The organism is Aureimonas jatrophae, assembly GCF_900104035.1.
GTDB lineage: Bacteria > Pseudomonadota > Alphaproteobacteria > Rhizobiales > Rhizobiaceae > Aureimonas > Aureimonas jatrophae.
In genome coordinates this window covers 275,279-298,569 of sequence record NZ_FNIT01000001.1, presented here as the reverse complement: position 1 = coordinate 298,569, position 23,291 = coordinate 275,279, and the positions used below count along the sequence as shown (strand labels likewise).

The following is a 23,291-nucleotide window of genomic DNA, read 5'->3' as shown; positions in this document are numbered from 1 at the left end:
ACGCGCCGCCGGGAGGTCGGGCGGTGGCTCGTTTGCGAAGCTGCGTCGTCTGGATTGGCCGGGGGATCGGCGCCCGGCATAGCCACCCGGCGTGGGCCGGGTCCGTTGTGCACCGCGTTATCGCCGCGTTTCACCGTCAAGGCAAGCGGGCGCGACCTGTGGACGCCTTGCCAAACGACTTGCGAGACGATTCCAAGGGTTCACGAGAGGCGGGAACGAATGGCATGAACAGTCTGGCGCGGCGGATCAGGCAGGCGGAGTGCGAGGGCGTGGAGACGCTTCTGAACGGAGGACGCCTCGTCTGCGATCCGTCCGGCGTCGTCTTCGCGCCCGACGAGAACCTGCTCGTCGTCTCGGATCTGCACCTGGAAAAGGGCGCGGCCTTCGCTCGGCGCGGTGCCTTCCTGCCGCCCTACGATACCTCGGCGACGCTTGGCCTTCTTGAAGGCGCGTTGGCGCGCTATCGCCCGGCCCGCGTCGTGGCGCTCGGCGACAGCTTCCACGATCGCGCCGGCGCGAGCCTCATGCCAGAGCCGTTGCGTGCCAAGCTGCGCGGCCTGACCGAGGGGCGCGATTGGATCTGGATCATCGGCAACCACGATCCCCTGCCCCCCGAGGGTCTGGGCGGCCGAGCGGCCGAGGAGGTCGAGATCGGCCCGTTCGTGCTGCGCCACGAGCCCACGGCCGGTCCGCGAGCCGGCGAGATCGCAGGCCACCTTCACCCGGTGGCGCGCGTCGCGGGGCGCGGCGGATCGGTGCGGGGCGCATGCTTCGCGACGGACGGCGCCCGCATGGTGATGCCGAGCTTCGGCGTGACGACAGGCGGTCTCAACGTCCTCGACCGCGCCTTCGGCGGCCTGTTCGACGCCGAGGCCGCCCGCGCGCTGGTGATCGGGTCGGCGCGGATCTACCCGATCCCGTTCCGGATGCTGAGCCCGCGCTGAGCGCGTTCAGAAGGCCAGCGGCTGGTTGGTGGCGATGCTGACGGCGATCATGCAAAGAACGACGACGACGGTCAGCACGACGCGCAGCTGGGCGAACCAGGGCGTCTCGATGCGCCCCTCCCGGATCGCCGTCACGTCCCAGACGCCCTGAACCGTGTAGGCGACCGCAAAGCCCACGAAACTCCAGGGAGCCGGCAGGAGCACGATCACCCAGGCGGCGATGGACGGCAGAACCGAGAGCGCCAGGGTGGTGGGCGAGCGCCGCCCCGTCTCGTTCAGCGCCGCGCCCCAGCGGATGCCGCCGAGAAACGACAGGATCACCGCGGCATAGGCGGAGACCGCGCCCCAGAGCGTGGTCGGATCCACCATCTCGTTGTTGGTGACGATGAGGAACGTGCCGACCACGAACGGGATGAGGCCGCCCAGGCCGAGGATCCAGGCGGCGCGCACCATCTGTTCGGAGCGCGGGCGGCGCGGCCGGTCGTCGATTTCCTTTTGCATCTGCTAATCCCGTTTGAAGGCCAGCCGGCCGAGCCAGCCGGTCAGAATGGCGACGAATACCGCGAGCACGCCGTACAGGACGCCGTTCTCGGCGGCAAAGGCGGAGATACGGCTCTCGATACCGGTCTTCAGAACCCAAACATCCTCGTCGCGCTCACGAAGATAGACGCCTTCACGAAACAGGAAGGCCCGTGCGACGTGGCGGCCCACCGGCAGGTCGGCGGGCAGGACGAGGTTGGCGCGAAACAGCGTCGGGCTCACGAACTCGACCGTGCCGACCTCGTCCGCGAACAGGCCGCTTTGCGTCTTGAGACGCCTGAGGGCTCCGGAAAAGTCGGCGCGCTCGTCCAGGAGCCCGGTGGGCGGCCGCAGCGGCGAGAAGGCGAGGTTCTCGATGCCGATGCCGAACTGGCGCAGCGTTTCGGCGGATGCGATGTCGCGCAGCGGCCGCGTCGCGGCCGCAGAATAGGATTGCGGAACGGCACGGAAGCGCTCCGACCGGCTGTTGATCCAAATGCCGAAGACGCGGCTCTTCTCGCGCACGACGAGGTCGCGGCGCGGCCCTTCCAGGATCACCGCGATGTCGTATCGCCCTTGGCGCAGGAGCCGCTGGTCGGCATTGTCGAGCGCGCCGAAGACGACGAGCCGCGCGCCGCCGAAGTTCGCGCCCACGGCGATCGTCTCGGTGGACAGGCCGATCTCGAAGGTTTCGGTTTGCAGCGGCTGCTCGGCGCGCGGCGCGGTGTCGGCCGGCTGAGCATTCGCCGGTCCCGCGAGGAGCGCCAGCGCCACCGCGGCCATCGCTGCCAGCCCCGCCCTCACCCCTCGCCCCCGTTCGGCAGGGCGATCGAGAAAATGTCGCCCGGCACCACCGCGAGTTCCACGAGGAGACGAGCGGCCACCATCAGCACGAGAAGCGCCAGAAGCGCGCGCAACTGCTCACCGCGCAGCTTGCCGCCCGCCTGTGCGCCGAATTGTGCACCGACGACGCCTCCCAGCATCAGAAGGAAGGCCAGCACGACGTCGACCGTCTCGTTGGTCGCGGCTTGGAGAATGGTGGTGATCGCGGCGGTCGCCATGATCTGGACGAGCGAGGTGCCGATCACGACGCTGGTCGGAACGCGCAGAAGGTAGATCATCGCGGGAACGAGGATGAACCCGCCGCCGACGCCCATCACCGAGCCGAGGATGCCGATCGCCGCGCCCAGGCCGAGCACGGGCAGCGCCGACACGTAGAGCTTGGAGCGCTTGAAGCGCAGCTTGAGCGGCAGCCGGTGAACCCAGTTGTGATGGCCCCGGCGCACCTCGCCCGAGCCGCCGCCCTTCACGCGGCGCATGGCCTGGACGCTTTCGGCGAGCATCAGCCCGCCCACGGTCCCGAGCAGCAGGACGTAGAGGATCGACACCGCCAGATCGAGCTGCCCGATCCGTCGCAGGAGCGTGTAGATCCACACGCCGATCGCCGACCCGACGATACCGCCGGCGATCAGGACCGCCGCCAGCTTCAGGTCCACCGTGCCGCGCTTGTAGTGCGCGAGCGCGCCCGAGAAGGACGCGGCGATCACCTGGTTCGCGCCGGTCGCGACCGCCACGGCGGGCGGAATGTTGTAGAAGATCAGGAGCGGCGTGATCAGGAAGCCGCCGCCGACCCCGAACAGGCCCGACAGGAAGCCGACCGCCGCACCCATGGCGACGATCACGAAGACGTTGACCGAGATTTCCGCGATCGGAAGATAGAGCAGCACGCCGCAACTCTCGACGTTGTGCGATGCAAGAAGGGGCCCGGACCGACATGGCCCGAACCCCTTTCCCAAGTCAAACCATCCTGCGCGCCGATCAGGCGTCCTTGCGCTCCAGAAGCGCCCGGATCAGCGGCTCGTCGATGCGGCCCGTCGCCTCCAGACCGGACTTCGACTGGAACTGACGGATCGCCGCCTCGGTCCGCGCACCCACCACGCCGTCCGGCGTGCCGGCATCGTAGCCGAGCTTGCCGAGGATGGCCTGCACGTTACGGATCGCGCGGGTCATGTCGACCGAGGCCGTCCGACCCTCGCTGACGCTCCAATCGGCCGGTACGCGAACCGTGTTGGCCTCCTCGGAGCGCGGCAGCGGCTTCCAGGCGGCCACCTCCGCGTCGATCTGCGACTTCTGCTCGGGCGACAGACTCTTGGCGACCTCGACCTTCTTGTCCTGCGCGTCCTTGTCGCCGGCCGCGCCGACGATCGAGAACCAGCGGTAGGACTGCGCGAGGTCCTGATCGACGCCCGAGCCGCGAGCATAGAGGATGCCGAGATTGTACTGGCTGTCGCGCATGCCGTGGGCGGCGGCCTTCTCGAACCATTGCGCGGCGGCCGCCGGATCGGAACGACCGTCGATGCCGGTGGCATAGAGAACGGCGAGGTTGTGCATGGCGCGCACGTTGCCCTGGTCCGCGGCGAGCCGGTACCACTGGCTGGCGGCCACGGTATCGCGCGTCGCGCCGTTGCCCTTCTCGAAGAGCGTGCCGAGGCTGTACTGGGCGGGCGCGAAGCCGCGCGCGGCGGACTGACCGAACCAGTCGATCGCGCCCGCCGGATTGGCCGGCCCGTTGCGCCCTTCCATCAGCCGCAGCCCGACCTCGAAGAGAGCCATCGGCTCGTTGCGCTGAACCGCTTCGACGAGCTTGGGCGCATCCACGCCGGCAGGAAGCGCGGGCAGCGCCCCTTGAGCCGTCGCCGGCAAGCGCTGTGCGGCCAGCGTCAGAAGGTCGGCATCCGCCATCGGCGCGGGCGGCGCGGCGGCCACGTCCGCGACGGCCGCCGGCTCCGACACGTCCGCCGCTGCGGCGGCGTCCTCGACGGGCGATGCCTCGGGAACGGCCTGCGCGACCGCCTCGGCCTGCGGAACCGTCTCCGCTACGGGAGCTTCGGCCTCGGCCACCGCCTCGGGCGGCGCCTCAGACGGTGCCGCGGGAACCTCCTCGTGCGGCGGCACGCTCGCGACCGTCAGGCTGTCGGCGGGACCGCCCGCGGCGCCCAGCTCGTTCGCGTCGGAGGACGCCAGGACCGGCGCCTCGTCGACGGCCTCGGCGACCGCGGCCGCGTTGTTCTCGAGATAGCGCTGCCCAAGCGGGATCGCCATCAGCGCCATGAGCACGGCGCCCACCGCCATCAGGATCGGCTTGCGGCTGCGGCGCGAAGCGGCCTTGCCGTCGCTCGGCTCCTGCCGGTCGCGCTCGCGCAGCGCCTCGGCTTCGGCGGCCGCGGCCATGGCCGCCTTGCGGGCCGCGGCGATGAAGTCGGCCTTGGCGGCCGGCTCCGGGCTCGCCGGCTCGAGGCCCCGTTGCTGCAGGCGCACCCGCTCCAGAAGCGCGGCGATATCAGGCGTTCCCGAACCGGGCTCGAGCGGGCGATTGGCCTCGCGCATCACCATGTCGGTGGTGTCAAGCGCAGGCGCATCGAGTTCGGCGGGCGGCGGAAGCGTCTCGGCGGTCTCGACCGGCGCGGGCGCTGCGGCGGAGACGACCTCGGGCTCGACGCGTGGTTCGACCTCGGCCGGACGGACGGCCGGCGGCGTGCGGCGTGCAAGGCGCCGGTTGATCGCGGCGCGCAACCCCTTCGGCTCGCTCGCCTCGGCGACCCCGGTGCCGACCGCGACGCGAGCGGCCGCCCATTCGATGCGGCGGGCGTCGTCGGCCTCGGCTCGCGTGGCCTCGCGCAGCACCGGCGGCGCACCCTCGGCCCGCATCTCGGCCTCGATCGAGGTCAGACGCTCGGCAATCTTGGTCAGCGTCGAGTGGACCGCATCGAAGACGCCGAAGGTCCGCTCGTCGCTGTCGCGGCTCAGCGCCTCGAGGTTGCGCAGATCCTGGGCGAGTTCCTGAACATAGGCGGTCTCCCGACGGAGCCCCTCCTCCTGCATGCGGCGAACGGCCTCCTCGGCGGCGGTACGCGCGGCGATCAGGACCGCCTCGCGGCTTTCGCCGAGCTGCTGCTCCACCGCATCCAGGCGGCGCGACATCTCGCCGTCGGACCCCGACAGAAGCGCCGAGTCGCCCAGAAGTTCGGCGAGGCGCTGGATCTGCACCTCGAGCGCACGGACCGCCTCGGCATCCATTCCGTGACCAGCCGCCGTTTCTTCGAGGCGCGCGGCCATGGTGGCGAGCCGCTCCTCCCACAGCGCCGTATCGATCGGCGGAGCGACGGAGCGGAACAGGGTCTCGACGCGCTCCGACAGGCGGTCGATGCGCCGCACGATCTCCTCGTCGCTGGCGGGACGGGCGCCCATGCCCTCGATGCGCTCGGTGAGAACCGCGATCTGCGTGGACAGGATGTCGGCGTGGCCGGCCTCGACGAAGCTGTCGACCCGCGCGGTGAGTTCGGCGACGCGAGCCTCGATGCGCTCCACCGGCGCCATGTCGATCTCGACGCGACGCTCGGTCGTGGTGGCGACCAGAAGCGCCGCCGAGATATCGTCCAACCGCTCCTCGACGATCGCGAAGCGATCGAGATCGGGGTCGCGGACCTCGCGCGTCAACGCTTCCACGCCCTCGGCAAGCGCCTGGATACGCGCTTCCATGCGGTCGACCTGCAGCAGTTCGGGCAGGCTTGCGAGCGTCAGCTCGATCTCGCCCATCCGATCCGACAGGCGCTCGACGCTGGCTTCCAGCGCCTCGCGGGTCCGCTCCGAGGCGGCCTCGATGCGGGCGGCGATGGCCGCCTCGCCGGTCTGCGCGACGACGTCGTCGAGCTTGTCGCGCAGTGTGCCGAGCTCGTCGCGCAGGAAGCGCGTCAGCGTCTCCTCGGTCTGGACACGGGCCGTCTCGAGATAGCGCGACTCGAACTCGTCCCAGCGCTGCTGGACGGCGAGGATCTGCTCCTCGGTGGCGAGCGAGCGAAGCGAGCCGCGCAGACGCTCCAGCTCGACCCGCAGATCACGCTTGGCCTGGTTGTCGAGCTCGATCCGGTCGCCGATGCGCGACTCGAACTCGTCCCAACGACGCTGCACCGCCTCCAGGGACTCTTCGCGTGCCATCTGGCCGACAAGGCCGGAAATCTGATCGACCTCGGCACGCAGGGCGTCGAGCGAGCCCTGGTCCGCTGTGCCCGCGGTGAGTTCGGTCAGCGCCTCCATGATCTCGTAGATCTCGGCCCCGATGCGGTCGGCCCCCTCGCGAGCACCGATCATGCGCTTCAGTTCCACGAAGGACGTGCGCAGTTCCTCGAAGCGGCTATCCAGCGCGGCCGGCTGGGAGCCGACCTCCGAGCGCAACTGGCCGACCTCGCCCGCCAGATCGCGAACCAGCGCGAGCGTCTCGTTCTGAAGGCGCATCTCCTCGGCGGCCTGCGCCGAGGTCCGGACGCGTCGCGCCGGCTCGGCCGCTTTGGCCGGCTCCTGGAGCGCGGCCGCCAGGCGCTGGCGCTCCATGGCGAGAGGCGAGGCTTCCGTGGACAGCGCGCTGCGGGAGCGGCGGGCCTGCGTCATCGCGCGAAGGCGGTCGCTGGGCGTGGGCGCCGGCGTTTCCAGCGTGAACTCGGCTTGGGTCGGGAGCGCGACATCGGCGGTAGGCACCGCCGCCCGCACGGGCCCGGCGGCAGCCGGTTCGGCAGCGCGGCGGCTCGGCGAGCTCGACAAGCGCGTCAGGCGCGCTTCCAGATCTTCCAACGTCTTGCTGAGCGAGGCGAAGGAATTCTCGGTTCCCTGTCCGGCGTCCCCTGTTCGCTTCTGCACCTGCGCATCCTGTCGCGACATTGCCCGCCCCTGACGTCGTGTGTTGTCCGGTGGCCGAGCTGTCCGTCTCGCCGCCGTTCTCCATGCCGACAGGTCGTGTCGGTGGATTTCGGTAACGGAATAGAAAGACAAGCGGGATTGAAGCTGGATTGACGAACCACCCCTCGGTTTGTCCGGACTTGAGAAGTCGACCCAAATTGTTTCCTATTGCGACGGATTCGCTCGGCCGGGCGACGTCCGCGAAACCCTCGAATGGCGCAGCCTGCGTCAATGCGTGGCATGACATGACAGAATCGAACGACGCCGAACGCGCAGACGAGGAGGAGAACCGCGTCGGGATCGAGCAGCTGCTCGGCCTCTCGATCGGGACCGAAGGGGTCGACGAGCGCGAGACCTATCGCATCGGCGACCTGGCACGAGAGTTCGGCGTCACGCTGCGGACGCTTCGTTTCTATGAGGATCGCGGCCTTCTGTCGCCGGAGCGGCGCGGTACGACGCGTCTCTACTCGCGGCGCGACCGCATGCGGCTGCGTCTCGTCCTGATCTGCAAGATCCTCGGCTTTTCGTTGACCGAGGCCAAGCAGATCATCGAGATCTACTATCAGCCGAACGGCGAACGGAAGCAGATCGAGTTCGCGCTGTCGCGCATGGAGGAGCAGCGCAAGATCCTTCAGGAGCAGGAGCGAGAAATCCAGCAGTCGCTCCACGCGATGGATGTGACGATGAACTTCGTTCGCGAACGCGAAGGGCGCGGCTCGGCCTGACGGTCGGCCGGTCATGCGGGGTCGGGCTCGGCCCGACGCCCTGCGTGTTCATGAAGAAATCATGAACAATACAGCTCGATTGCCGTGCATGGGGCGAAGACAACCTATGCAGCGGGATGGGTAGCTGATCCTGCTGCAGTGCATCATATTTGGCTCGGGAGCTGTGAAAATCCCGAAAGGCCCGAGAATTCCATGTTGTCCGCCCGCACCGAACGTTTCGGCTACGTCTCCTCTCACCTGCGCGCTCCGGTGCGCCGTCCCGTGACCGGCGACCGGTCGCGTCCGTCGGCTCGCTCGATGCATGGCACGGGTCGGCTGATGATGCTCGACATCGAGTCGGTCAATCTCGCCAGCACGCTCGCAAGTTCGCGCTTCGAGGCCTCGGCGCCCCAGCGCTTCTGAGGCAGCGGCCTCGACCGGAAACGCCCGCGCTCTGCGCGGGCGCCGTCAGCGCGACAGGTGAAGCGTCACCCAGTCGCCCCGCCACAGCGTCGCGCGGTGGTAGATCCCCTGCCCGCGATAGGCCGCCAGAACCGCTCGGCGCTGGCGCGCCAGAATGCCCGACAGGACTAGGTCCCCACCCGGCGTCAGCACCGCCGCCATCTGCGGCGCCATGCGCATCAGCGGACCCGCCAGGATATTGGCCAGGATCAGGTCGAACGGAGCCCGCTCCCGGATCTCCCCTCCCTCCAAGCCCGTCGCGACGCTGGTGCGCACCAGCGTGTGAACGCCGTTGAGCCGAGCGTTCGCCGCCGCGACACGGACCGCCACAGGATCGATATCGGTCGCCGTCACGGCGATGCGGGCCAGCTTCGCGACGCCGATCGCCAGAACCGCACTGCCGGTGCCGAGGTCCAGAACGCGCCGGGGCCGACGACGGGCGATCAACCGGCCCGCCATCTCCAGGCAGCCCGCGGTTGTCTCGTGATGGCCGGTCCCGAAGGCCTGTCCCGCCTCGATCTCGATCGCCAGATCGTGCGGCCGGACCTGATGTCGGTCATGGGCGCCGTGCACGAGGAAGCGGCCCGCGCGTACGGGTTTCAGATCCGCCAAGACGCTCGCCATCCAGTCGATGTCCGGCAGGTCCTCCCGTGCGGGGCTGAGCGGCGCGAACGCGGCGTGCACGGCGTCCGCATCGACCTCGTCGCCATCCTCGAAGTAGACGGAGACCTCGTGCCGGTCGGCGGCTTCGTCGAGTTCCACCATGGAGACCGGAGCGCCCTCCTCGCCGAAACGCGCGTCGAGCCGGTCGAAGACGGGCGTCACGCTGGCGCGGCTTCCTTCGGCGTGAAAGCGGACCTGAGTCATGTCCGCTCCGTCAGGCGCTCGAGCTTGGCGCGAGCGGCCTTCGGGTCCTCGCCATAGGCGATCGTTCCGACGAAACGCCCATCGCGATCCAGGAGGATCACCGAGGCCGTATGGTCCATCGTGTAGTCGTCGCCCTGCGCGACCTTGGCGGCGTGAATGCCGAACCCCTTCACCATCTCCGCGACCTTCGCCGGATCGCCGGTGACGGCGGTGATGTCGGGCGACAGAGCCCCGACATAGGTCCGCAGGATGTCGGGTGTGTCGCGCTCGGGATCGACCGACACGAAGACGACACCGAGATCCTTGCCTTCCGCCTTCAATGCCTTCTGGTATCCGGCCATCTCGTAGAGCGTGGTCGGGCATACGTCCGGGCAATGCGTAAAGCCGAAGAACAACGCGGTCGGGCGCCCGCGCAGGACCGCCTCGCTGACCGGCTGGTTGTTCTGGTCGACGAGCTGGAACGGCGTTCCGTAGGCCGCCGCGTCCGCGACGTTCGCCGTTTCCATGCGTCCGAAGGCCCAGACGAGAACCAGCAGCGCCAGAACGGCCGCGACCAGCAGCCAGAGCCCCATGCGGAGGACCGGCATCCGGCGACGCGGCGTCGGGACGGGCGGAGGCGTGGCAGGCATGGCATCGATGTCCTTCTGCGTGTCGCGCCCGTCTTAGCGCCGGGTGCGACGGACGACTAGCGGGCGCGGCGTCGCTCGCCGAACAGGAAGTAGGCGAGCGCGGCGAGCGGGAACAGGGCGCCAAGCAGCGCCACCGCATGCCAGCCGAACGCCTCGATCAACGGGCTGGTCAGCGCCGAGCCCAACGCTCCGCCGAGAAAGAAGGTCGACATGAAGACCGCGTTGAGGCGGTTCCGGATCGTGCCGTCGAGCAGGAAGATCTCGCGTTGGCCGATCACGAGGTTGGCCTGAACGCCGAGGTCGAGGAGGATACCGGCGATCACGAGCGCAGCGAGGGAATGGGATGCGACCAAGGCCAACGCCATGGCTGCGGCCGCCAGAAGCAACGCGCCGACGGTTCCCGCGCGGGTGTGGCCGCGATCCGCCAGGCGCCCGGCGACCGGCGCGGCCAGGACGCCCAGCGCCCCGCTCAGCGCAAACACCGCGATCGCCTGCGGCGACAGATGGAACGGCTCGCCGAGAAGAAGAAGCGGCGCGCCGGTCCAGAACAGCGCGAAGCTCGCAAAAAGCGCGGCGTGAATGATGGCGCGACGCCGCAGGACCGGCTGCATCCGCAGGAGGCCGGCCAGCGAGGCGATCAGTGCGCCGTAACTCTGCCGGTGCCCGGGACGACGCTCCGGAAAAACGCGGCTGCCGATCGCCGCCAGAACCAGCAGCAGCGCGGCCGAGATCCAGAAGATCGCGCGCCAGCCGACCAGCCCGGCGACGAAGCTCGACAGCGGGCGCGCCAGGAGAATGCCGCCCAGAAGCCCGGTCATGATATTGCCGACGATCCGGCCCCGCTCGCTCGGTGCGGCGAAGTGAGCGGCCAGCGGGACGATCATCTGCGCACCGACCGAGGTCAGCCCCACGAGAAGCGTCGCCACGAAGAGCCAGCCAGCGGCAGGCGCCAGCGCGAGCCCGACCAGGCCCAGGATACAGGCGCCCATGCTCGCCAGGATCAGCCGACGGTTCTCCACGACGTCGCCCAGCGGCACCAGAAGAACGAGGCCGAGCGCGTAGCCGATCTGCGCGGCGGTCACGATCAGGCTTTCCAGCGCCGGCGGCATGCCGAGATCCTGGCCGATCAAAGCCACCACCGGCTGGGCGTAGTAGAGGTTGGCGGCCAGGAGGCCACTCGTGATGGCCATGGCGAGCGCCGCGCCGTGCGACAGGCGGACGATGGCAGGTTCCGACACGATCGGGGACATGGAGCGGGTCCTTCTTCCCGCGCGGTATAGGCCGCTCGGTTGTGCGGTGCAAACGGATCGGGGGCGGCCGATGCCAGCGGGGTGATGGCGCAATCGTGAACGCGACGTGCGGGGACGAAGCGTCCGCGCTCATTCAAAAAGACCGTACGGCCAACCTATATCGTGGCTACACCGCCCTCGAGGATGCTTGAGTTCATGACCCGTCGCCCCTTCGCTCGCTTTGCCGTGGGCCTGACAGCCCTGACGCTGATCTTCTCCAGCATGGCCGTCGACTACGCCGAGGCTCGCCGCGGCGGGTCGTTCGGTAGCCGAGGCACGCGGACCTACCAGTCGGCTCCCGCCACCAACACCGCTCCGGCCGCCGCGCCGGTGCAGCGTTCGATGACGACGCCGGGTCAGGCAGCGGCTCCGGCCGCCGGCGCCGCTGCCGGCGCGGCAGGCGCTCGCGCGAGCCGCTTCGGCTCGGGGCTCGGCGGCACGCTGATGCGCGGTCTCCTGATCGGCGGCCTGTTCGGGCTTCTGATGGGCGCGGGTTTCGGCGGCTTCGCCGGGTTCCTCGGTCTTCTGGTCCAGGGTCTCCTGATCGCGCTGGTCGTGATGCTCGCCATCCGCTTCTTCCGCCGTCGCAAGGACGCGCAGCAGCCCGCCATGGCCGGCATGAACCCGATGCGCCGCGAGGCCGAAACGATGCACGGCGCCCAGCCCCTGCGTGGCGCGGGCGGCGGCGGTGCGGCGGTCGGGCGTCCGGGCACGGATGCGGTCGGCGTGAAGCCTGCCGACCTCGACGTGTTCGAGCAACGCCTCGTGGCGCTTCAGGCCGCGTTCAGCCGCGAGGACCACGACGCCCTGGATCGGATCGCGACGCCCGAGGTCGCGAGCTATCTCGCCGAAGAGATGGCCCAGAACGAGGCGCGCGGCATCCGCACCGAGGCGAGCGACGTGACATTGCTGCAGGGCGACGTTGCGGAAAGCTGGCGCGAGGGCAACCGCGAGTATGCGACGGTGGCCATGCGCTACGGCATGCGCGAGACGACGCGTGACCGCCGCACCGGCGCGATCGTCGATGGCGTCGAGAACCGACCCGTGGAGTCGACCGAGATCTGGACCTTCGTGCGCGAGCGCGGCGACAGCTGGAAGCTCTCGGCCATCCAGTCCTGACCGTTCCCACCATCACGCTCTCGAAAGGGCCGCGGCAGACCTCTGCCGCGGCCCTTTCGTTGCCGTCACGGGATGCCAGCGGCTCGTGCCGCTATGACCAGGACGACGCCGATCGTCACGGTCGCCAGAAGCGACAAGCGCAACGACAGGAACAGGCACAGAAAGAGGATCAGCCGCTCGCCGATCCCGCCTTCCACGACGGCCGGCACGACCAGCGCGATCAGAACCGCCGGCGGAACGGCATTGAGCGCGGCATCGAGGCGAGGTGGAACGCGGCCGAGCGAGCGCAGGATGAGGTAGCCGCCGACCCGCGTCGCGTAGGTCAGAGCGGCGGAGACGAAGATCAGCGTCCAGATCGGGTAGGTCGTCACGCCGCGCCCTCACCGGCCGGACGTCGGATCGCCGCGGCAACCATGCCGGCGATACCGGCGAGCGTGACATGCCAGGGCGAGCCGAGGGTCACATAGGCGACGAGCGCCGTCGTCGCGCCGACGAACAGCGTCAGGGCAAACTGCGCTCGCTTTCGAAAGGCCATCGTCTGCGCCAGAAAATAGACCGGCAGGGCGAAGTCGAGCCCCCAGCGTCGCGGATCCTCGATCAGGCTGCCGGCCAGCGCGCCGATCAGGGTCGCACCGGCCCAGCCGATGTAGAGAAGGATCGCGAAGGTGAAGTAGTAGGTCCGCGACAGCGACGCCTCGCTGGCGCGCGCCTCGCCGGCGGCAAACGCCGGATCGACCAGGAGGAAGAAGGCGAGCGCCCTTTCCAGCGGCGTGAACGCGCCAAGGTGCCGTCCGATCGAGGCCGAATACAGAAGGTGGCGGGCGTTGACCGCGAGCACTGCCAGGAGGACCGCCCAGAGCGGCGAGCCGAGCCCCACCATCTGGATCGCGAGGAACTGGCTCGCCCCCGCATAGGTCGCCAGCGAAAAGCCCAGCGTCTGTGCGAGCGTCAGGCCGCCATCCACGGCGATCGCACCGTAGACGAAGCCGAAGGGCACGAGGGCGACGAGAAGCGGAGCGCACTGGCGTGCCGCAAGGGTGGCATCGGAACGGTTCATGACATGCGGTCGTGCGTCGACGGGCAACGAGCCCGTCAGGGCGTCACGTCCCCTGCTTCGGGCTGGCGCTCGGCGTTGACGACGTTGTTGTCGAAATCCTGAAGGATCGCCGACCAGCGATCCATCGCGGCCTCGAAGTTGTCCGCGGTGATGCCGCCCGCCAGTTCGATATCCATCTCGATCACCGGCTTTCCGTCGTCGCGCAGGTACACGCGGCCGAAGCGATTCGCCCGGTTCCACCCGTTGATCGCGTCGAGCGACACGTCGGTCCGGTCGAAATATGCCGAAAGGCCGATCGAGCCGCAGTTCGCGCCGTCGCCGTCGCAATCGTAGAAGAAGGCGCTGAAGCCGTTGCCGTCGATCCGCCCGCGGATCATCGGATTGCCGTCCTGCCCCTTGTCGGGCCGCGCCGAGCCGTATCCGCGCATCAGCTCCATCACGACGGCCGGATCCGTGCCGTCCACAAGAGCGGGAGCGGCAGCCAGAGCCGGCGCGGACGACGTCACGAGGATCGCGACGAGCGGCAGCCAACGGCACATCGAGAAGGCCATGCCAGAACTCCCGTCGCGGCAGATGAAGGTTCCGGCTGTCTTACACAGGCACGCTTCGCGTGGGAACGGACTTCAGGCTGCAACCTGCGCCCGAAATGCGGCCGACAGGAGTTGCGACAAAGCCTGCCGCTCCTCCTCGCTGCGCGCCATCAGCTCGGAATGGTCGCCCGCGATCACCATGCGCACGTGCCGGCAATCAGGCCGGAAGCGCGAGCCGGGACATGAGCATTGCAGGATCGGCATCGCGCGCGAGGAGGCGCGCAGAGACATGTCGTAGGCCGTGCCCTTGGAGCCGCGCATCAGGAAGCGCAGCGTACCCTCGGATGCCGATGCGCGAACCGTTCGCGCCCGCATCGCGCGCGCCGCGATGCCCCCGCTGGCGCGAGCCGGCCGCGCGGCCACGGGTCGGACGAGACCCATCTCCTCGGCCAGGTCGCCGATCGTGTTGCGCCCCGCCTCGCGAACGCCCTCCAACGCGATCGCCGCGCAGGCATAGGCGTCCTCGCCGGCATGATGGTGCGTGAAGGCGATGTCGAAATGGTGGGCGAGCGCCGACAACTTCCGGCTCGCCATCTCGGGCCACAGGCGGCGCGACATGGACACGGTGCAGAAGGAGCGCATGGGCGGAATGGCGAGGCCGTAGTGGCCGAGCGTCGCGCCCAGAACGCGCATGTCGAACGAGGCGTTGTGCGCGACCAGGAGCGCGCCCGACAACTCGCACTCTATTTCGCGCCAGATCTCGGGAAACTCCGGCGCGTCCACGACGTCCTGCGAGCGGATGCCGTGAACCCGGATGTTGCCGGGGTCGAAGGCGAGCTCGGGCGGGCGCACCAGCGTGTAGAGCCGGCGCGTGATCTCGGTCCCTTCCACGAAGGCGAGGCCAAGGGCGCAAGGGCTGGCTGGATCGCTGTTGGCGGTCTCGAAGTCGATCGCGACGACGGTCATCGGTGTCCTTTCGGCAAGCCGGGAGAGAATCACTCCGCTCCGGCCATGTCCAGCCATTCCGCCTCGCTGACGACCCGCACGCCGTGACGTTTCGCCTCGTCGAGCTTCGAGCCCGCACCCGGCCCGGCGACCACGAGATCGGTCTTCTTGCTCACCGATCCCGAGACCTTCGCCCCGAGGCTTTCCGCGCGGCTCTTCGCCTCGGAGCGCGTCATGCGCTCCAGCGTACCTGTGAAGACGACGGTCTTGCCACGGAACGGCGAGTCGGCCGGCGGCGGGGCGGCGCGCGCATTGGTGGTCGTCACGCCCGCATCGATCAGCGCCTGGACCGCATCGCGGTTGTGCTGCTCGGCGAAGAAGTGGAGGAGCGAGAGCGTGGCGACGGTCCCGATGTCGCTGTCGCGCGTGAGGTCCAGAAACAGCGCGCCCGGCGCCTGCAGCCTTGCTCGGCCGAGCGCCTCGCGCAATGGCGCGGCCCCTTCCCCGTAACGCTCGCGCAGGATCACCCGCTGGTTGGCGCGCAGCGCGAGGTCGGCGTCGCGGTAGGGATCCCAGTCGGGATCGGCCAGTCGCTCCTGCGGGACCGCCATCATGCGCTCGAACGTACCGCCGCCGATCGACTGAAGCGCGCTGAGCTCGGCCCAATCCTCGCCCGGCTGCTCGCCAGACGCCTGCTCCATGCCGGCCAGCAGAGCCGGCACGGTCTCGAAATGCCGCGCCAGCGCCTTGGACGAGCTTTCGCCGATCTCGGGGATGCCGAGCGCGAAGACGAAGCGCTCCAGCGCCACCTCGCGCCGCGCCGCGATACCGGCCAGGATGTTCTCGGCCGACTTCGTGTAGTCGTAGGTCTTGGGCTTTCCGCGCGCCTTCGGCTCCCTGCCGGCAGCGCGCAGCGCCGCATCCTCGGCCGCCTCGCGCTCCTGCCGCTGCTGCAGGGCACGGGCGGCCAGGAGATCGCGCAAGGGTCCGAGTTCGAGCCGGAAGATGTCGGCCGGCTGGTGGACCAGCCCTGCGTCGAACAGCGCCTCGATCAGCGTCTCGCCGAGGCCGTCGATATCGAAGGCGTTGCGGGACACGAAGTGCTTGAGCCCCTCCTTGGCCTGCGCCGGACAGGTGAGGCCCGCCGTGCAACGGCGCACCGAGTCGAGCCGACCCGTGCGTGGGTTGATCTCGCGCTCCGCCCTTGAGCCGCAGATCGGACAGTGGTCGGGATAGCGGAAGGGCTCGGCACTTGGCGGGCGCTTGTCGATCTCGACATCGAGCACCTGCGGGATGACGTCGCCGGCCCGCTGGATCACGACCGTGTCGCCGATCCGGATGTCGCGCCCGCCCCGGATCGGCCCGCCGTCCGCGTCGCGGCCGGCGACATAGTCCTCGTTGTGAAGCGTCGCGTTGGAGACCACGACGCCGCCCACCGTCACCGGGCGAAGCTTGGCCAGCGGCGCGAGCTTGCCGGTGCGCCCGACGTTGATGACGATATCCTCGACCACGGTGGAGGCGCGCTCGGCGGAAAACTTGTGCGCGATCGCCCAGCGCGGCGCGCGCGAGACGAAGCCGAGCTCGCGTTGCTGGTCGAGGTCGTCGACCTTATAGACGACGCCGTCGATGTCGTAGCCGAGCGAGGCACGCCGCGCCTCGATCATGCGGTAGTGTTCCAGCAGCCCTTCGACGCCGGTCAGGCGCTGCATCAGCGACTCGCCGCCCCCTTCCGGGGGCTGAAGGTTGGTGGCGAACCCCATGCGGCCGAGCGCCTCGACCACCTCGGTCTGCGTCGTGCCCGGCACCTCGCTGGCCTCGCCCCAGGCATAGGCGAAGAAGCGCAGGGGACGCGAGCGGGTGACCTCGGGATCCTTCTGCCGCAGCGAGCCGGCGGCCGCGTTGCGCGGGTTGGCGAACTGGCGAACCTTCGGCCCGGCTGCTGGCGCGGTCTCCTCGCCCTCGCCGTCCTCGTCGCCGGAAGCCGCGAGCGCGCCGGCCGTCGCGAGCCGCCGGTTGAGCGCCGCGAAGTCGTCGTGCCGCATGTAGACCTCGCCGCGCACCTCGAAGACCGCCGGGCGGAAGCCCGACAGGCGATGCGGGATGTCGGGGATGGTCAGGGCGTTGCGGGTGACGTCCTCGCCCACCGCCCCGTCGCCGCGCGTGGCCGCCGATACGAGGTGACCGTCCTCGTAGCGCAACGACAGGGACAGCCCGTCGATCTTCGGCTCGGCGGTGATCGCCAGCGGATCGTCGACCCCGAGCCCCAGGAAGCGGCGGACGCGCCGCGCGAAGTCGGCGACGTCCTCGTCGGAGAATGCGTTGTCGAGCGAGAGCATCGGCAGCGCGTGGGTGATCTTGGCAAAGCGTGCGGACGGGGCGGAGCCGACCCGGACCGACGGGGAGTCGGGCCGAACCATCTGGGGAAAGCGTCGCTCGATCTCGCTGTTGCGCCGACGCAGCGCGTCGTAGTCGGCATCCGAGATCGTCGGCGCGTCGCTCTCGTGGTAGCGCCGATCATGCTCGGCGATCTCGCTCGCGAGGCGTTCCAGCTCGGCGGCGGCCTCGGTCTCGGTCAAGGCGTCGACGGCGGAAGCATCAGGCATGGCGGTCGTCTCGGTTCGGGTCGGCGGAAGGGCTGTGGCTCAGACGGCGCCGATCAGGCGGGCGGCGGCGGCGCGCGCCTCGTCGGTGATGCTCTCGCCCGCCAACATGCGGGCGATCTCCTCGCGGCGGGCGGAAATGTCGATGGTCGCGACACGCGTCGCCAGACGCTCCTCGCCCGGCTCGACCTCGGCCTTCGAGATCAGGAGATGGGTCGTCGCCCGTGCCGCCACCTGCGGCGCGTGCGTGACGGACAGGACCTGGACGCGGCCGGCCAGACGGGCGAGGCGACGCCCGATCGCATCGGCCACCGCGCCGCCGACACCGGTGTCGATCTCGTCGAACACGAGCGTCGGCGCCGAGCCCTTGTCGGCAAGGGCCACCTTTAGGGCGAGCAGGAAGCGCGACAGCTCACCGCCCGACGCGACCTTCATCATCGGCCCGGCGCGCGTGCCGGGATTGGTGCGCACGAAGAACTCGGTCGTGTCGATACCGGCGGCGGTCCGGCTTTCGGGATCGCTCGTCATCTCGACGATAAAGGCCGCGCGCTCGAGCTTCATGTCGGGCAGTTCCGCCATCACCGCGGCCGCGAGCTGGCCGGAGGCGGCGTGACGCTTGGCCGACAACGAGCGCGCCAGCGCGTCGAAGCCGTCGCGCGCGGCGGTGACCTCCGCGGTCAACGCGGCCAGGCGTTCCTCGCCGGCATCGAGTTCGGCAAGGTCGGCCGTCATGCGCACCGCAAGAGCAGGCAGTTCGGTGACGGGCACGCCGTACTTGCGACTGGCCGCGCGCAAGGCGAACAGGCGCTCCTCGCAGCTTTCCAGCGCGCGCGGATCGAACTCCAGCGTGCGCAGCGCGCGTTCCAGGCCCATCTGCGCCTCCGACAGCGCATCGAGCGCCCCGTCGAGGCGCGACAGCGGCTCATCCAGCAGCCCCGGCAGCTCGTCGCGCTTGCGGTCGAGCCGGCGCAGGAGACTGGCCAGACCGGGGATCGGCGACGACGGGCCGCTCAGCTCCTCGTGCGCGTCGTTGACGTCGCTCGCGATCTTCTCGGAGCGCATCATGCGCTGGCGGCTTTCGGCGAGTTCCTCCTCCTCGCCCTCCTGCGGGTTCAGCGTGGTCAACTCCTCGGCGCTGGCGCGCAGATAGTCGGCCTCACGCGCGGCGGCCTCGACGCGGGCTCGCAGCCGAGCGAGATCGCCCTCAAGCCGCCGCCACGCCATGAAGTTCTCCGCCACCGCCAAGGCCTCACCCGACAGGCCCGCATAGGCGTCGAGAAGCTGGCGGTGTGCCTGCGGGTCGACCAGCGCCCGGTCGTCGTGCTGGCCGTGGATCTCGACGAGGTTCGTGCCGATCTCGCGCATCAGCGCGACCGAGGCAGGGCGGTCGTTGACGAAGACGCGGGTTCGCCCGTCCGCGCTCTGGACCCGGCGCAGGATCAGATCGCCATCGTCCTCGAAGCCGTTCAGCGTCAGAAGCTTTCGGGCGGCGTGTTCGGCCGGTAGGTCGAAGACCGCCGTCACCTCGCCCTGCCGCGCGCCGTGGCGCACCAGACCGCCGTCGCCACGCCCGCCGAGCGCCAGCGAGAGCGCGTCGAGCAGGATGGACTTGCCGGCTCCGGTTTCGCCGGTCAGCACCGACAACCCCTCGTTCAGGGTGAGGTCGAGCCGGTCGATGAGGACGATGTCGCGGATCGAAAGGTGAACAAGCATGCCGAAACAGCGCTAGACCGGGTGGAACGAAACATCAACGGCGAAGCGCAGAGATAGGCTGCGGATCGGTTCGCCAAAAGACCGCCGGACATGCAAAGGGCCGGCGCGGGGGCCGGCCCTTTGAAAACAGAAGGGGCGCTTCGCTCAGGCGCCGCGCGGCGGACGCGACTCGATGGCGCTGGGTGCCGTATCCGCCGTGGTCACCGGCTCGCTCGCGCCCGTCAGGCGGCGCGCGGCATTCGAGAACCAGGAACCGGCTCCGCCTCCGCGACCGGCACTCGGCTGCAGCCCCTGCGTCTGCAGGAGAGCGTAGGAGTCCTTGTACCACGGCGAGTCGGGGAAGTTCTGGCCGAGCACGGAGGCGGCGGCCTGCGCCTCCTGCGTCAGACCCATCGCGTAGTACGCCTCGGTCAGACGCGCCAACGCCTCTTCCACGTGGCGCGTCTTCGGGAACACGTCGACCACGCTCTTGAAGCGGTTGATCGCGGCGATGTACTCGCGGCGCTCGAGGTAGTAGCGCCCGACCTGCATCTCCTTGCCGGCGAGCTGGTCGGAGCCGACGCGGATCTTGGTGCGCGCGTCCTCGGCGTATTCCGAGTTCGGATAGCGATCCACGACCTCCTGCATGGCCTGGACGGCCTTGGCGGTGTCGGTCTGGTCGCGCGTGATGTCGGGCATCTGCCGATAGTAGGACAGGCCGATGATGTACTGCGCGTAGGCCGCGTCCTCGGAACCGGGGTAGAGCGCGAGGTAACGCTTGGCCGATCCCTCCGCCTCGTCGTAGTCGCCCGAGCGGTAGGAGGCGAAGGCGCGCATGATCAGCGCCTTGCGGGCGTATTCGGAATAGGGGTGCTGCTTGTCGATGGCCTCGAACTTCTTGGCTGCCTCGCCCAGACGGCCGCCCTCGAGATTGGCGAGACCCTGGTTGTAGAGAACGTCCGCCGGCTCGGTCTGGGACGCCAGCGCCAAGGCGTCGATGTCGGTATCCTTGCTCGACATGCAGCCGGTCAGCGACAGCGTCGAGACGGCGGCCAGAAGAGCCAGCGCGGCGGCCGGACGGCGCGCCCAAAGCGGCGAGTGTGCCATCGGATGTATTCCCCTCAAGGCTTCCCCCGGAAAGCGGACGGCGATTCCGGAACCGGCAGCCGTTAACGCTTCCCTACACCGCTTCAAGATCGTTCAACCAGCCTTTTTTAAGGCGTGGGACGGCTCACGACGGAGCGGTTCGTCCGTGGCGTCGTCAGAGGATCTGCGGGCCGAAGGCGGGTGCGGCGGCGCCCAGCGACGGCACGGCGGCCGCACGCGCGCTGGAACGGCGCAGTGTTTCGGGCCAGCGAGCGGGCAGCTCCACCAGCTCGAAGGCGGACGGATCGGCGGTGAGCGCGGCCAGAGCCAGGGCGTTCAAGCGGTGTCCGCCGCGGTAGGACCGGTAGCATCCCAGGATGCGGGAGCCGGCGAGAGCCTGGTCGCCCACGGCGTCCAGCGTCTTGTGACGCACGAACTCGTCGGCGAAGCGCAGACCCGCGGGGTTGATGACGCGTTCGTCGTCGCCGATCACCACGGAGTTGTCGAGCGACGAACCCAACGCATGCCCGGACGCCCAGAGCTTCTCGACGTCCTTCATAAAGCCGAAGGTACGCGCCTCGGCCAACTCGTCCCGGAACAGGGTCGCCGACAGATCCGCGGCGAAGCACTGGCGGCCGATCGCGCGGCTGGCGAAGTCGATCTCGACCTCGAAGCGCGTTCCCTCATAGGGACGATACTCCGCCCAGCCGCCGTTCAGCTCGACGCGGACGGGCTTGAGAACGCGCAGGAAGCGGCGACGCGCGCGCTGCATCACGAGACCGGCGCCCTCGATGCCGCGCACGAACTCGGCCGAGCCGCCGCCGAGAATGGGGACCTCGTTGCCGTCGATCTGGACGATGACGTTGTCGACGTCCATCGCGTAGAGCGCGGCCATGATGTGCTCGATCGTGGCGACATGCGCCCCTTTACGATCGCCCACGATCGTGGAAAGGTCGGTCGACGAGACATTGGCCGACACGGCCGCGATCTCATGAATGAGGCCCGAGGCCTCGAAGACGTGGAAGACGATGCCGGTGTCGGGCTCGGCCGGATGCAGCGTCATCTCCACGGGGGCGCCGCCATGGACGCCGACACCCGTGAAGATGATCGGCGCCCCGATCGTGTGCTGCTGGTTGACCACGCGGCTCGTTCCTTCACTCTACTCAGCCGGTGTCTCGAGACTCACGAGGGTCTTCCAGAGTTCCAGCATTCCCGTCCGATCCCCTCCCCGCTCGACCGAGAACGGAACGCGAGACGATCGTTTCTTCGAATGCAAAACTATGGCCGGCCTCGATTGTGTCCAAATCACGCTTTCTTACTCACTGTTACCACGAACGCGCTTAATCAAAGATTTATTGCAGTGAATTCAAAAGCTTGAACGAAAGCGGCCCGCTCCGGAGGGAGCGGGCCACTTTGGCTTTGCGACGATGTTGTGAAGCTGGAGAGGTTCGCTCCAGCCTCGCTGCGGCGCTCAGTTCGACTGGCGACGCAGGAAGGCGGGGATTTCCAGCTGGTCCTCCTCGCCGGCCGCGCGCGGCGGGCGGGCCGCGGAATCGGCAGCCTGGCGACGCGGCGCGTAGGGATTGTGCTCCGGCTGACGGGCAGCCGGGCGCGCGGCCGGGCGAACCGGGTCCGACAGGATCCCCTCGTCTTCCTCGCGGCGCGAGAGCCCGGTCGTCAGGCGGCGCAGCAGACCCATCGGGCCGCCGTCGCTGGACGCGGCTTCGGTCCCACCCGAGCGACGCTCGATCTCGGCCTGAACCACCGGCGGGAAGTCTTCGACGCGAGGCATACGGGCCTGGGCCGGCTGCTGCACGGGCTGGCGGGGTGCCGGCGCGCGGGGGGCAACCTGGGCGATCTCGGCCTCGAGGGCGAGCGTGAAGTCGTCCTCGATGTCGCCGGTCGCGACCGCGGGAGCCGGCTCGTAGGCCGGTGCCGCGGGCTGGACCGGCGCCTGCTGGGCGGCGGGCTGGGGCGCTGCGGCGCGCAGGGCCGGGGCCGGCGCGGCGACCGGCGCAGGCTGAGCCGCCTGCGCGGCCACCGGCGCGGCGGCGGCGTTGCGGTTGTAGACCTCCATGGCCGACTTATCGATGCCGGTGGCGACCACCGACACGCGGATCACGCCTTCCAGGCTCTCGTCGAAGGTCGCGCCCAGGATGATGTTGGCGTCCTGGTCGACCTCCTCGCGGATGCGGGTCGCCGCCTCGTCCACCTCGAAGAGGGTGAGGTCGCGGCCGCCGGTGATCGAGATGAGAAGGCCCTTGGCGCCCTTCATCGACGTCTCGTCGAGGAGCGGGTTGGCGATCGCGGCCTCGGCGGCGGCCATGGCGCGGCCCTCGCCGGACGCCTCGCCCGTGCCCATCATGGCCTTGCCCATCTCGCGCATCACCGAGCGGACGTCGGCGAAGTCGAGGTTGATCAGGCCTTCCTTGACCATCAGGTCGGTGATGCAGGCGACGCCGGAGTAGAGCACCTGGTCGGCCATGCCGAAGGCGTCGGCGAAGGTCGTCTTGTCGTTCGCGATCCGGAACAGGTTCTGGTTCGGGATGACGATCAGCGTGTCGACGTTCTTCTGCAGCTCCTCGATGCCCTGCTCGGCGATGCGCAGGCGGCGCTGGCCCTCGAAGTGGAAGGGCTTGGTGACGACGCCGACGGTCAGGATGCCCTTCTCGCGGGCCGCGCGCGCCACGACGGGAGCAGCGCCCGTGCCCGTGCCGCCGCCCATGCCGGCGGTGACGAAGCACATGTGCGAGCCGAGGAGGTGGTCGCAAATCTCGTCGAGCGACTCTTCGGCCGCCGCGCGGCCGACCTCGGGCTGCGAGCCGGCGCCGAGACCCTCGGTGACGGCCACGCCCATCTGGATGATGCGCTCGGCGCGCGAGGAGCGGAGCGCCTGCGCGTCGGTGTTGGCGATCACGAACTCGACGCCCTCGAGGCCCGCGTTGATCATGTTGTTGACGGCGTTGCAGCCGCCGCCGCCTACGCCGAACACCGTGATGCGGGGCTTCAGTTCGGTGATGTCGGGCCTCTGCAAGGTGATGCTCATCTCTGATGTTTCCTCGAAAAGCTGGTGGCCGTCTCGCCGCGCCGGCCTTGGGTCTTAAGGTTCACGCGTGCG

20 protein-coding genes and 1 other annotated feature are annotated in these 23,291 nt (G+C 69.4%); of the genes, 4 read left to right on the top strand and 16 right to left on the bottom strand.

The genetic code is table 11. The annotated features are described in order from the left end of the window. Window positions 1-52 precede the first annotated feature (52 nt). Window positions 53-107 (bottom strand) — a sequence feature (sul1 is cis-regulatory element that is thought to sense ions involved in sulfur or methionine metabolism; They are found in Alphaproteobacteria). A 117-nt stretch (window positions 108-224) separates the two neighbouring features. After that, window positions 225-944, top strand: coding sequence for a ligase-associated DNA damage response endonuclease PdeM (gene pdeM, locus BLQ76_RS01420; protein ID WP_090667802.1), 720 nt, complete (start codon window positions 225-227; stop codon window positions 942-944). A 6-nt stretch (window positions 945-950) separates the two neighbouring features. Here pdeM and BLQ76_RS01415 read toward each other — a convergent pair whose 3' ends face one another. The 4 genes from BLQ76_RS01415 to BLQ76_RS01400 form a co-directional block, all read right to left on the bottom strand. Further along, complete coding sequence (locus tag BLQ76_RS01415; RefSeq protein WP_090667799.1) at window positions 951-1,445, bottom strand: DUF3429 domain-containing protein; 495 nt, start codon at window positions 1,443-1,445, stop codon at window positions 951-953. A gap of 3 nt (window positions 1,446-1,448) precedes the next feature. Continuing rightward, window positions 1,449-2,231, bottom strand: coding sequence for a TIGR02186 family protein (locus BLQ76_RS01410; protein WP_425285132.1), 783 nt, complete (start codon window positions 2,229-2,231; stop codon window positions 1,449-1,451). Window positions 2,232-2,263: 32 nt separating this feature from the next. Then, the gene (locus BLQ76_RS01405; protein ID WP_090667794.1) at window positions 2,264-3,190 is read right to left on the bottom strand and encodes a sulfite exporter TauE/SafE family protein; all 927 of its coding nucleotides are present in this window, start codon (window positions 3,188-3,190) and stop codon (window positions 2,264-2,266) included. Between the two features lie 91 nt (window positions 3,191-3,281). Continuing rightward, the gene (locus BLQ76_RS01400) at window positions 3,282-7,154 is read right to left on the bottom strand and encodes a peptidoglycan-binding protein (RefSeq protein WP_139183892.1); all 3,873 of its coding nucleotides are present in this window, start codon (window positions 7,152-7,154) and stop codon (window positions 3,282-3,284) included. Window positions 7,155-7,438: 284 nt separating this feature from the next. On the opposite strand from BLQ76_RS01400, the gene BLQ76_RS01395 reads away from it, so the two are divergent. Both BLQ76_RS01395 and BLQ76_RS01390 read left to right on the top strand, forming a co-directional pair. Next, the gene (locus BLQ76_RS01395) at window positions 7,439-7,918 is read left to right on the top strand and encodes a MerR family transcriptional regulator (RefSeq protein WP_090667788.1); all 480 of its coding nucleotides are present in this window, start codon (window positions 7,439-7,441) and stop codon (window positions 7,916-7,918) included. Between the two features lie 192 nt (window positions 7,919-8,110). Continuing rightward, window positions 8,111-8,320 carry a hypothetical protein gene (locus tag BLQ76_RS01390; RefSeq protein ID WP_090667785.1) on the top strand — a complete coding sequence of 70 codons (210 nt, stop codon included), beginning with the start codon at window positions 8,111-8,113 and terminating at the stop codon, window positions 8,318-8,320. 45 nt (window positions 8,321-8,365) lie between these two features. On the opposite strand, the gene BLQ76_RS01385 is transcribed toward BLQ76_RS01390, so the two are convergent. The 3 genes from BLQ76_RS01385 to BLQ76_RS01375 are packed head-to-tail and all read right to left on the bottom strand — an operon-like array spanning window position 8,366 to window position 11,105. Further along, on the bottom strand, window positions 8,366-9,226 hold the full coding sequence (locus BLQ76_RS01385) for a 50S ribosomal protein L11 methyltransferase (RefSeq protein WP_090667782.1): 861 nt from the start codon (window positions 9,224-9,226) through the stop codon (window positions 8,366-8,368). Further along, a complete protein-coding gene (locus BLQ76_RS01380) occupies window positions 9,223-9,855 on the bottom strand; it encodes an SCO family protein (protein ID WP_280140042.1) in 633 nt (210 codons plus the stop codon). The genes BLQ76_RS01385 and BLQ76_RS01380 overlap by 4 nt, the downstream gene beginning before the upstream one ends. 56 nt (window positions 9,856-9,911) lie before the next feature. Further along, a complete protein-coding gene (locus tag BLQ76_RS01375; RefSeq protein WP_090667779.1) occupies window positions 9,912-11,105 on the bottom strand; it encodes an MFS transporter in 1,194 nt (397 codons plus the stop codon). A 195-nt stretch (window positions 11,106-11,300) separates the two neighbouring features. On the opposite strand from BLQ76_RS01375, the gene BLQ76_RS01370 reads away from it, so the two are divergent. Then, window positions 11,301-12,263, top strand: a complete 963-nt coding sequence (locus tag BLQ76_RS01370) for a Tim44 domain-containing protein (protein ID WP_090667776.1) — start codon at window positions 11,301-11,303, stop codon at window positions 12,261-12,263. A 65-nt stretch (window positions 12,264-12,328) separates the two neighbouring features. Here BLQ76_RS01370 and BLQ76_RS01365 read toward each other — a convergent pair whose 3' ends face one another. The 9 genes from BLQ76_RS01365 to ftsZ all read right to left on the bottom strand — a co-directional run bounded on the left by BLQ76_RS01365 (window position 12,329) and on the right by ftsZ (window position 23,219). Further along, window positions 12,329-12,634: an AzlD domain-containing protein gene (locus tag BLQ76_RS01365; protein ID WP_090667773.1), complete on the bottom strand. Its 306-nt coding sequence runs from the start codon at window positions 12,632-12,634 to the stop codon at window positions 12,329-12,331. Further along, window positions 12,631-13,320 (bottom strand): AzlC family ABC transporter permease, encoded by a 690-nt coding sequence (locus tag BLQ76_RS01360; protein ID WP_090667771.1) that lies wholly within the window; start codon window positions 13,318-13,320, stop codon window positions 12,631-12,633. Before BLQ76_RS01360 ends, BLQ76_RS01365 begins: the two co-directional genes overlap by 4 nt. A 35-nt stretch (window positions 13,321-13,355) precedes the next feature. After that, a complete protein-coding gene (locus BLQ76_RS01355; protein ID WP_090667768.1) occupies window positions 13,356-13,871 on the bottom strand; it encodes a YbjN domain-containing protein in 516 nt (171 codons plus the stop codon). A 72-nt stretch (window positions 13,872-13,943) separates the two neighbouring features. Continuing rightward, window positions 13,944-14,816, bottom strand: coding sequence for a 3'-5' exonuclease (locus BLQ76_RS01350; protein ID WP_170842416.1), 873 nt, complete (start codon window positions 14,814-14,816; stop codon window positions 13,944-13,946). A 29-nt stretch (window positions 14,817-14,845) separates the two neighbouring features. Then, a complete protein-coding gene (gene ligA, locus BLQ76_RS01345; protein WP_090667762.1) occupies window positions 14,846-17,398 on the bottom strand; it encodes an NAD-dependent DNA ligase LigA in 2,553 nt (850 codons plus the stop codon). A 39-nt stretch (window positions 17,399-17,437) separates the two neighbouring features. Beyond that, complete coding sequence (gene recN, locus BLQ76_RS01340) at window positions 17,438-19,108, bottom strand: DNA repair protein RecN (protein ID WP_090667759.1); 1,671 nt, start codon at window positions 19,106-19,108, stop codon at window positions 17,438-17,440. Between the two features lie 144 nt (window positions 19,109-19,252). Beyond that, the gene (locus tag BLQ76_RS01335; protein WP_090667757.1) at window positions 19,253-20,194 is read right to left on the bottom strand and encodes an outer membrane protein assembly factor BamD; all 942 of its coding nucleotides are present in this window, start codon (window positions 20,192-20,194) and stop codon (window positions 19,253-19,255) included. Between the two features lie 154 nt (window positions 20,195-20,348). After that, a complete protein-coding gene (gene lpxC, locus BLQ76_RS01330) occupies window positions 20,349-21,314 on the bottom strand; it encodes a UDP-3-O-acyl-N-acetylglucosamine deacetylase (RefSeq protein WP_090667755.1) in 966 nt (321 codons plus the stop codon). Window positions 21,315-21,644: 330 nt separating this feature from the next. Continuing rightward, the gene (gene ftsZ / locus BLQ76_RS01325) at window positions 21,645-23,219 is read right to left on the bottom strand and encodes a cell division protein FtsZ (protein ID WP_090667752.1); all 1,575 of its coding nucleotides are present in this window, start codon (window positions 23,217-23,219) and stop codon (window positions 21,645-21,647) included. Window positions 23,220-23,291: the final 72 nt, after the last annotated feature.

Coding starts and splice junctions, on each gene's coding strand:
- BLQ76_RS01415 (WP_090667799.1), bottom strand. CDS start 1,445: ATGCAAAAGGAAATCGACGACCGGCCGCGCCGCCCGCGCTCCGAACAG.
- BLQ76_RS01385 (WP_090667782.1), bottom strand. CDS start 9,226: ATGACTCAGGTCCGCTTTCACGCCGAAGGAAGCCGCGCCAGCGTGACG.
- recN (WP_090667759.1), bottom strand. CDS start 19,108: ATGCTTGTTCACCTTTCGATCCGCGACATCGTCCTCATCGACCGGCTC.
- BLQ76_RS01380 (WP_280140042.1), bottom strand. CDS start 9,855: ATGCCTGCCACGCCTCCGCCCGTCCCGACGCCGCGTCGCCGGATGCCG.
- BLQ76_RS01355 (WP_090667768.1), bottom strand. CDS start 13,871: ATGGCCTTCTCGATGTGCCGTTGGCTGCCGCTCGTCGCGATCCTCGTG.
- pdeM (WP_090667802.1), top strand. CDS start 225: ATGAACAGTCTGGCGCGGCGGATCAGGCAGGCGGAGTGCGAGGGCGTG.
- BLQ76_RS01375 (WP_090667779.1), bottom strand. CDS start 11,105: ATGTCCCCGATCGTGTCGGAACCTGCCATCGTCCGCCTGTCGCACGGC.
- BLQ76_RS01390 (WP_090667785.1), top strand. CDS start 8,111: ATGTTGTCCGCCCGCACCGAACGTTTCGGCTACGTCTCCTCTCACCTG.
- BLQ76_RS01360 (WP_090667771.1), bottom strand. CDS start 13,320: ATGAACCGTTCCGATGCCACCCTTGCGGCACGCCAGTGCGCTCCGCTT.
- ftsZ (WP_090667752.1), bottom strand. CDS start 23,219: ATGAGCATCACCTTGCAGAGGCCCGACATCACCGAACTGAAGCCCCGC.
- BLQ76_RS01335 (WP_090667757.1), bottom strand. CDS start 20,194: ATGGCACACTCGCCGCTTTGGGCGCGCCGTCCGGCCGCCGCGCTGGCT.
- BLQ76_RS01395 (WP_090667788.1), top strand. CDS start 7,439: ATGACAGAATCGAACGACGCCGAACGCGCAGACGAGGAGGAGAACCGC.
- ligA (WP_090667762.1), bottom strand. CDS start 17,398: ATGCCTGATGCTTCCGCCGTCGACGCCTTGACCGAGACCGAGGCCGCC.
- BLQ76_RS01370 (WP_090667776.1), top strand. CDS start 11,301: ATGACCCGTCGCCCCTTCGCTCGCTTTGCCGTGGGCCTGACAGCCCTG.
- BLQ76_RS01350 (WP_170842416.1), bottom strand. CDS start 14,816: ATGACCGTCGTCGCGATCGACTTCGAGACCGCCAACAGCGATCCAGCC.